A 6160-nucleotide genomic window follows, 5' to 3' on the forward strand; every position below is an offset into this window, starting at 1 on the left:
TAAACTAGAATAGTAAAGAAGCTTTCCTAAACCTATTTTTGAATCGAACATGAAAGATCAAAAAGCAATCAAATTATAACTATATATATAGCTTACTATGTGGCGTTAAATACCATTAAATAGAGTGACACAAACATACGAGATATGTGAAGTTGAATATAATTTGTTAATGATAGCGGGCCCGGTGGGACTTGAACCCACGACCACCGGCTTAGAGGGCCGATGCTTTAGACTTCATTTAAACTGTCCATGCTGAGCTACGGGCCCTCAATTATTATTCCGTAACGTGCAATAAAAAGATATAGAATTAAGAATGTGAGAAGGTGCTAAACTAGATTATTAGATCTATTGTGCTGTATAAAACTCATCTATGTAATTAAGAACTGGCTTGGTAATGGAGAATATTGATGTGTAAGATTAAATGGCCAATCAATCTTCAACTTCTTCCCCGCCTTTAAATATGCGTGTAAGTACTGCTGAGAGCTCTACCATACCTTCACGTGTTACTGCTGAGACGGGGATTAACTCGTAGGAGAAGCCTATGCGTGCCAAGTCTCTCAATATGCTACTGCCCAATAAGTAGCTATCGGCATATGCTTCTTCCCTTATAGCACTCTCTAAAGCTGCACGGTCCGATGCCCATTTCAAAATCTTCTTCCAATTATCACCTGCCAAGTCCTTCTTAGATAGTAGAGGGATATGAGGTGCGCGAAGGCGAAGCTGTATCGAAGCATCGAGTAAAGCTATCGATATGAAGTTTACGGGTGTGGAGACGAGCATGGAGTCGAAGAGGAATAGAATCACACGTTCATCACACCTGATATTCTTCACTATATACGGCCCATTACTACGGTACGCGAAGAGCTCTACTTGGCCCGGTGTGTCTATAATCACATAATCAGGTGCTAGTGAATCTATATCATCTTGAATCTCTTGAAATCGGGTAGCGATGAGATCTGTTGCGAAGATTAAAGCACCGTTGGGCCCAAGTTGGTAGGCATCCATTATCGCCTGAATATCGATATATTCACGAATATCCACATCGGGCTCGTAGGGTAAGCTTAGCGCACCCGGGTCTAAATTCACGGTTATCGCGTATGAGCCCTTCTCATTAAACCATTGTACTAGACATGATGTAAGTAAGGACTTGCCAGAACCGGCTGTACCCGTTATGAATATCGCGTACATATCCACCACATTCAATTAAATTAAATAAATTCCTATCCCATAAAGGTCATTATAAGATAAGACTCGACCAAAGCTCCGATGAAGAGGAGAATCGCAGCTATAAGAAGAATCTTTAAGCTCATTTTTAATCTTGACCTGAATCCAGCCCTTCGTAAAGAGAGGGTTGTGAGGTTTATAGACTCGCCCAGGGTGATCGTATATGCCGAATATTCAAGAATGAAGACGGGGCTGATCACAAAAGTAAGTATGAGGAAAGAGTCGCTAAAATTGATGGAGGATGTCAAAGCACCGATCACATAACCGGTGTTGAATTGGACGAATAAGTGTAAAAAGATGCCAATAAGGGGGATCAACGTGGCCGAAGCTATAAGAAAGTTATTGAAAAAGATGAACGATGGTGTCTTCTCTAAACCTTTGATCGTCCTCTCAATCTCTTTAATATCTTCTAGGGAAGCATCTTGGCCCCTGAAGAAGCCCAATGAGAAGGAGATGAAGATCAGTAGAATGGCTATTAAAATCGCAACCTTAAAACGCATCTTCCACTACCTGCTTGCTCCAACTATCATTTTGTCATCGCCACATCTAAATAAGTGTTGATCTTAATATTAAGCGTAATCATGGTGAGTATTCGATCTACTCTAAAACGGGTCTGCTTCGAAATTATACCTATTGGGAATGAGCTTCTTTTGGGTGAAGTGTTGGATACGAATAGCCAATGGATGGCGAAGAAGATCACCGAGCTTGGAGGTTTTGTAACACGGATCACGATCGTCGGTGATGATGTAGAAATAATCTCCAGTACAATTCAAGAAGCATTAAAGAGAAGACCGTCATGGATTATAACATGTGGCGGATTAGGCCCTACCTACGATGATAAAACTCTTGCAGGTATCGCTAAAGCGACGGGGAGGGAATTGATAGTGAATAGAGATGCCGTTAAGATGTTGGAAGAGAGGTATAGAATACTTGTTGAGAAAGGAGTTGTGAAAGATGGACGGTTAACGCCTACACGATTAAAGATGGCGACACTTCCAGAGGGGGCTATACCGATACAAAATAGGGTTGGTACAGCACCGGCCGTCCTCCTCAAAGTTAACGATGTGAAGATCGTCTCTTTACCCGGTGTCCCATCGGAGATGAAGGATATCTTCGAACATTCTTTAATACCTCTATTTAAAGAAGATATCGGGAGGATCTATCATAGTGAAATGTTCTTAGAGGTTATCGATATCGTAGAATCGAAGATCGCACCCATCCTCGATAAGGTTTTAGAAGGAAAATCGAATATATACGTTAAATCACATCCCAAAATGGTCGAGGAGGGTCATTCGCGGTTGGTGATTCACATAGTCGGTTGGGCTTATACGCAAGAGGAAGCTGAGGAAATCGTTAAGAACACATCAAAAGAATTGATAGAAATGATCGAAGGGCAGGGCGGTAAGGTCGTTGGGAGTTACACTAAGGAGAAAGGTTGAGCGAATATACCCCGATCGTCCGATAGCGGCCGTGGGTGCTGTAATAAAGAAAGAAGATAAAGTGCTATTGGTTAAGAGGAGGTTCGAACCGGGTGTAGGGAAATGGTCCATACCCGGAGGTTTGATAGAGTTAGGTGAAAAGGTTCACGATGCGGTGGTGAGAGAAGTAAGGGAGGAGGTGGGTTTGGTCGTAAAGATCGAAAGGCTGATCGATGTAGTAGATAATATAGTATACGATGAGGAAGGGAGGATTAAGTACCATTATGTAATAGCAGATTATTTGGTCTGTCCGATTTCAGGGGAGTTGAAGACCAGTGATGAGGTTGTAGAGTTAAAATGGGTGACGAAGGAGGATTTGAAGGGGCTCGATCTGACCCGTACGTGCAGAAGGCTCTTGGAGCAGATCGGATTCATCAACGAATAGATAATGACAATTCTTTCAATTCTCTCAAGCTTTTAAATCATGGTTTCCTATGAATAGACGTGTACTTTTAATCTATTTTTCATGGAGAGGTGCTACCAAGAGAGTAGCTTTGGATATAAAGAGAATGTTAGAGGAAAAGTATCACCTCGAAGTTTATGAGATTAAACCTATGGTTGAATATGGCTATTTCGGTTGGCTCATCAGATCATTTATACCAAACAGTAGGGTCCCGATACATCCATTACCATTCGATCTAACTCGTTATGATTTGATCTACTTGGGCCTTCCAAAATGGGCCTTTAGCTGCCCACCGATCAACGAATATCTACATTTAATGAGTGGAGCAGAGGGTAAAATGTTCAAGGTATTTCTGACTTATGGGGGTTTTGATGAGGATAGATATTTGAAAGCTTTTGTAAGGAAGCTCAGATCTAAAGGGATCAACGTGGTTACAACGTTAAAGGTCAAGCGGAGCCGAATAGGCGGAGAAGATTACTTACGAAGTTTAAATGACTTCGTAAGTAATCCTTAATGCACATGGATACGTATGATATAAATGAAAATTATATTTACATTACTATTTACATTTTTTATTTACACACTTCGGCTCGATCGATGAATCTTAGGAGACTTCGTTAACCTATCATTAAATGATCATCGATCAGATGATAACCACTCTTATCTCTGTGATCCTATCGATCCTTAAGAGATTTAATGCGTTGAACAGGATAAGCAAGGATCGTAAGCTCTGAAGAGTTGTTCTGCGAGCTTCTTCAACTCCTCCTTCGGTTTATCTATGTTCATACTCAGTAATGCGTAAAGATCTTCTTCTATATTCGTCGTATTCATCCCGGTCGGAATTATCAAATTCGCTCCACGGATTATGCCATTCTTGTCGACCGTGTATTCATGTATTAATACTCCTCTCGGTGCTTCGACGACCCCAACACCAGTACCATCTTTAGTCTGCTTTGGCCTTTCTTCGTCTTTTAGCTTAACCGCAAGTTCTTCAGCGATTCTAATGACCTCTTCCGCATAATGTACCATTTCTAGCGCTTGTGCAAGGTTGTTATGGAATGGATTATCGCTAGGGAACTTTACTTGAGAACTTTCGAGCAGATCCTTAGCGATTGGATTGAGCCGATCCTTGAATAGATTGATCCTTGCAATGGCTCCTACGTGAAATCCATGCCCGTCTATCACACAGAACTTTGAGTTTGAGTATGGCTTGAAGACCTCTTTTATGTAGTTTCTATACGCCCTTACATCCGCATTCAATCCTCTATTACTCACGAGCCTTCCAGCGTAGACTGGAAAGTGCTTACCATCATCTATCGCAAGATATTCCGTAGCTCTTTCAAATTCAGGGTATTTAAGGTTCGCAAAGGTATTGAATGTCTCGATACAATCGTTCATTATACTCTTAAAGTCCTTCACGATCCTTCTCATATCCGCCCTCGTCGGTAATTTGGCAAATCCGCCCGGGATCGAGTTGATCGGATGAACCGCTCTACCACCGACGATTTCGATCGCCCGATTGCCCACACTCCTCATCTTTATACACCTCTTCACCAAATCTGGGAACTTCGAATAAAGATCCGTAATGCCATTTACACCTAGGTAATCTGGCGATGCAAGAATGTACAGATGAAGCGCGTGATCATGGATCATCTCAGCAGATAATGTCAATCTTCTGAGCATCCTGGTCTGTTCTGAAACTTCAATACCCATCGCATCCTCTAAGGCTTGGACTGCACAGTGGTTGTGAGGTACTGGGCAGACCCCACAGATCCTCGAAACCATCTGTGGAACTTCATCGGCCCTTCTACCCCTTAAGAAGCTCTCGAAGAACCTTGAACCTTCATGAATCTCCAGACGCACTTCTACAACCTTATCATTTACAATCTCAAAGTGAATTCTACCGTGGCCTTCGATCTGAGTTACGAATTCATCGTAGATCATAACTTTCCACCTGCCACCTCCTTAAATGGTGTTACCATAGGTGCGTATCTTCTGAATAGTCTGATGATATCGTCTTGTTGGGCGACCTTCTTGAGCAGTTCGAGCTCTGCTATCATTTCCGGCATCTCAAGTGGGCCTCTACACCCATCACAAGGCATCCCGGCGGAGGGGCATGGTGCATTACATCCTCCATAGGAAACTGGTCCCAAGCATACATTACCTTTCAGCAATTGACAGGGATTCCCTCTGCTCTTGCAATCCATACATACGGGGCGTGTATGTTCTCTTGGAATTCTGCCAGCAAGAATATCACTCACAACCCTCTCAAAATCCTCTGGGACGATCGGGCAGCCTCTAATCATGAAGTCGACCTTTATAATCTCCGATATCGGCTTTACGTATAATGATTCGATCTTATCCGCATTCTCACCATAAACGTATTTCTTCGCTTCTTCTAAATCCATAAAGTTATTTATCGCAGCGATCCCGCCAAAGCATGCACAACTCCCCAACGCTACCACGAATTTACTATGCTCTCTGATCTTCTTGAGAAGCTCGAGCTCATGGCTTGTGAGCGCTACACCCTCGATGAATGCAACATCGAAGCCCTCCCATCTGTTGATCTTCTGTCCGAGGCGGAAGTTTAAAAACTCGACATTTTCAAGGATTTTATCTATGAACTTAGAATTTAAGATTTGGACTTCACAACCTTCACAATCGGTCAGATCGAATATAGCTATCCTAGGTTTCATTCAAACCACCTCTCCTCATATAGCCTCGGGTAGTTGTTTTATTTCTTCGTAATTGAAGACTGGCCCATCGATACAGACGTATCTGTTATTGATCTGACAGTGCTGACACTTACCAACACCACACTTCATATTCCTCTCAAGAGATAAGTAGATCGAGGAGTTTGCCATTCCAGCCTTTTTAAACTCTTGAATGACAAATTTGTACATCACTGGTGGTCCACAGGTAATCCCTACAGCATCCTTTATCGGATAATCGAGTTTGGCGAATAGGGTCGTAACGACCCCAATATTCCCCTTCCAACCACTAGGCTTCCCGTCTGGAAGCTTATCAGAATCGACGGTCACGAGAAAGTTACATT

The 6160-nt window shown here is 42.5% G+C and carries 8 protein-coding genes and 1 tRNA gene; 3 read left to right on the plus strand and 6 right to left on the minus strand.

Going from position 1 to position 6160, the window contains the following annotated elements:
• Positions 1-176: 176 nt before the first annotated feature.
• From NZ896_06330 to NZ896_06340, 3 genes are all read right to left on the minus strand, one after another.
• Positions 177-267: transfer RNA gene (locus NZ896_06330), tRNA-Arg, on the minus strand.
• Positions 268-429: 162 nt separating this feature from the next.
• Complete coding sequence (locus NZ896_06335) at positions 430-1188, minus strand: ATP/GTP-binding protein (GenBank protein MCS7117066.1); 759 nt, start codon at positions 1186-1188, stop codon at positions 430-432.
• A gap of 32 nt (positions 1189-1220) precedes the next feature.
• Positions 1221-1724 carry a stage II sporulation protein M gene (locus NZ896_06340; GenBank protein MCS7117067.1) on the minus strand — a complete coding sequence of 168 codons (504 nt, stop codon included), beginning with the start codon at positions 1722-1724 and terminating at the stop codon, positions 1221-1223.
• A gap of 84 nt (positions 1725-1808) precedes the next feature.
• On the opposite strand from NZ896_06340, the gene NZ896_06345 reads away from it, so the two are divergent.
• Genes NZ896_06345 through NZ896_06355 form a run of 3 tightly spaced genes read left to right on the plus strand, consistent with a single transcriptional unit; the run spans position 1809 to position 3619 of the window.
• On the plus strand, positions 1809-2663 hold the full coding sequence (locus NZ896_06345) for a molybdopterin-binding protein (GenBank protein MCS7117068.1): 855 nt from the start codon (positions 1809-1811) through the stop codon (positions 2661-2663).
• The gene (locus NZ896_06350) at positions 2635-3087 is read left to right on the plus strand and encodes an NUDIX hydrolase (protein ID MCS7117069.1); all 453 of its coding nucleotides are present in this window, start codon (positions 2635-2637) and stop codon (positions 3085-3087) included. The genes NZ896_06345 and NZ896_06350 overlap by 29 nt, the downstream gene beginning before the upstream one ends.
• Before the next feature lie 49 nt (positions 3088-3136).
• A complete protein-coding gene (locus NZ896_06355) occupies positions 3137-3619 on the plus strand; it encodes a hypothetical protein (protein MCS7117070.1) in 483 nt (160 codons plus the stop codon).
• A 179-nt stretch (positions 3620-3798) separates the two neighbouring features.
• Here NZ896_06355 and NZ896_06360 read toward each other — a convergent pair whose 3' ends face one another.
• The 3 genes from NZ896_06360 to NZ896_06370 all read right to left on the minus strand — a co-directional run.
• A complete protein-coding gene (locus NZ896_06360; protein MCS7117071.1) occupies positions 3799-5049 on the minus strand; it encodes a Ni/Fe hydrogenase subunit alpha in 1251 nt (416 codons plus the stop codon).
• On the minus strand, positions 5046-5801 hold the full coding sequence (locus tag NZ896_06365; GenBank protein ID MCS7117072.1) for a hypothetical protein: 756 nt from the start codon (positions 5799-5801) through the stop codon (positions 5046-5048). The genes NZ896_06360 and NZ896_06365 overlap by 4 nt, the downstream gene beginning before the upstream one ends.
• Positions 5802-5816: 15 nt before the next feature.
• The coding region (locus NZ896_06370; GenBank protein MCS7117073.1) for a hypothetical protein at positions 5817-6160 on the minus strand (344 nt) is incomplete at its 5' end.

The sequence above is a fragment of the Nitrososphaerales archaeon genome (genome assembly GCA_025058425.1).
Classification (GTDB): Archaea; Thermoproteota; Nitrososphaeria; order Nitrososphaerales; family JANXEG01; genus JANXEG01.

Coding starts and splice junctions, on each gene's coding strand:
- NZ896_06365 (MCS7117072.1), bottom strand. CDS start 5,801: ATGAAACCTAGGATAGCTATATTCGATCTGACCGATTGTGAAGGTTGT.
- NZ896_06355 (MCS7117070.1), top strand. CDS start 3,137: ATGAATAGACGTGTACTTTTAATCTATTTTTCATGGAGAGGTGCTACC.
- NZ896_06335 (MCS7117066.1), bottom strand. CDS start 1,188: ATGTACGCGATATTCATAACGGGTACAGCCGGTTCTGGCAAGTCCTTA.
- NZ896_06360 (MCS7117071.1), bottom strand. CDS start 5,049: ATGATCTACGATGAATTCGTAACTCAGATCGAAGGCCACGGTAGAATT.
- NZ896_06340 (MCS7117067.1), bottom strand. CDS start 1,724: ATGCGTTTTAAGGTTGCGATTTTAATAGCCATTCTACTGATCTTCATC.